Origin of the sequence: Stenotrophomonas sp. 2YAF22 (genome assembly GCF_052114665.1) — a bacterium.
In the GTDB taxonomy this organism is placed as follows: Bacteria; Pseudomonadota; Gammaproteobacteria; order Xanthomonadales; family Xanthomonadaceae; genus Stenotrophomonas; species Stenotrophomonas indicatrix.
On the sequence record NZ_JBFRFE010000773.1, the window covers coordinates 1 to 1674 of the forward strand.

General features: G+C 67.7%; 2 protein-coding genes and 1 pseudogene. All 3 read right to left on the reverse strand.

Features of this window, described 5'->3' with window-relative positions; all coding sequences use genetic code 11:
- Positions 1–216, reverse strand: a pseudogene (locus AB4Y84_RS20985) (AAA family ATPase); the annotation flags it as partial.
- A complete protein-coding gene (locus AB4Y84_RS20990) occupies positions 213–590 on the reverse strand; it encodes a response regulator (RefSeq protein WP_025879000.1) in 378 nt (125 codons plus the stop codon). The pseudogene AB4Y84_RS20985 and the gene AB4Y84_RS20990, both read right to left, overlap by 4 nt.
- Before the next feature lie 14 nt (positions 591–604).
- Positions 605–1674, reverse strand: a 1070-nt coding sequence (gene rpoN, locus AB4Y84_RS20995) for an RNA polymerase factor sigma-54 (protein ID WP_442250853.1), incomplete at its 5' end; no start/stop codon positions are given.

Below are 1674 nucleotides of genomic sequence, written 5' to 3' on the forward strand. Positions count from 1 at the left end.
GCCACCCAGCCAGGCGTACAGGGCGGTGCTGGCGGCACTGTCGTCCAGGCTGCCGACGATCACCGCCATCCAGTCGTTCTGGCGCTGGCGCGTCAGGTCGAAATCGGCCGCGTCGGAAACCCAGCGCGGGTTGAAGTCCATGAATTCCAGCAGGGCCACGGTGCGCTCGGCACGCACCGCGTCGTTGTCCAGTACCAGGATGCGCGATTCGCTCACGACCGTTCCTCCCTGAGGCCTTCCAGGATCGGCATGACTTCCTGGATGTAGGACAGCTTGCTGACGAAGTTGTCGGCGCCGGCGCGCAGTGCGTGCTCGCGATGCTCGACGTCATCGAAGTGGCTGGCGATCACGATGTACGGTGCATCATCCTGCGACTTGATCAGGCGGGTGGCCTGCAGGCCGCCCATTTCCGGCATCGCCAGATCCATCAGCACCACCTGCGGGCGCAGGCTTTCCGAGCGCTCGATCGCTTCCAGGCCGTTGCCGGCGCTGCCGACGATCTGCAGCCAGTCGATCTTGCGGAAGTGGCGCATGGCCGCGTTGATGAAGCCCTCATGGTCATCGACCAGCAGAACTGTGAGCTTGTTCATGTCCAACATCCTTTTCAGCCCACCCGGGCCAGCTGCGGTTGCCTGGCGTTGACCCGGCGCCGTTCGCGGGCCGGGGCGATATCCAGTTGTTCGCGGTATTTTGCGACGGTTCGACGGGCAATGTTCACCCCTTGGCGGGACAGCAGGCCAGCGATGGCCTCGTCCGCCAGCGGGCGTCCGGCCGGTTCGGCGTCGATCAGGCGGCGGACCATGGCCTTGACCGCCTGGCCGGACACGCTGGCCCCTTCCAGGCGCACGGCGAAGAAGTGCTTGAGTTCGAAGGTGCCGCGCGGGGTCTGCAGGTACTTGCCGGTGGTGATGCGCGAAACGGTGGATTCGTGCATGCCGATTTCTTCGGCTACTTCCTTCAGGGTCAGCGGTGCCATGGCTTCCTCGCCACGCACCAGGAAGGCTGCCTGGCGCTCGACGATCACCCGCGCGGTGCGCAGCAGGGTGTCGTAACGCATCGACAGGCCGCGGCTGAACCAGCGTGCCTCCTGCAGCATCTCGCGCAGGGCCGGGGCTGCCTCGCCGCTGTCGGCCAGGGCCTGCTCGTACTGGCTGTTGATCGACACCCGGCGGCTGGTGGCCGGGTTCAGCGCCACCTTCCATTGTTCGTCGGCGTGCCAGGCGACCACGTCCGGCACCACCACTGCATTGCGCTCGGGCAGYAGGCTGTCGCCCGGGCGCGGCTGCAGCGACAGGATCAGGCGGACGGCTTCGCGCACGTCCTCGATCTCGGCATCGTGCTGGCGGGCGAGGGCGGGGTAGTCGTGCGCGGCCAAGGCATCGAGCGCGCCCTGCAGGATGCGCGCAGCCAGATGCCGGGCCGGCACCACGCCGTGCAGGCTGCACAGCTGGGCCAGCAGCGATTCGCGCAGGTCCTGCGCGGCCATGCCGGCCGGCTCGCCCTGCAGCAGGTGCTGGCGGACAGCTTCAACGCCGTCGGCATCGATGTCGAACTGCGCACTGGCCAGCAGCTGCAGCTGCGCCAGCGGTGCCTGCAGGTAGCCGGCATCGTCGCAGTGTTCCAGCCAGAATGCGGCCACGGCCAGTTCGTGCTCGTCCAGGTCCAGCGCCAGGC

Coding starts and splice junctions, on each gene's coding strand:
- AB4Y84_RS20990 (WP_025879000.1), bottom strand. CDS start 590: ATGAACAAGCTCACAGTTCTGCTGGTCGATGACCATGAGGGCTTCATC.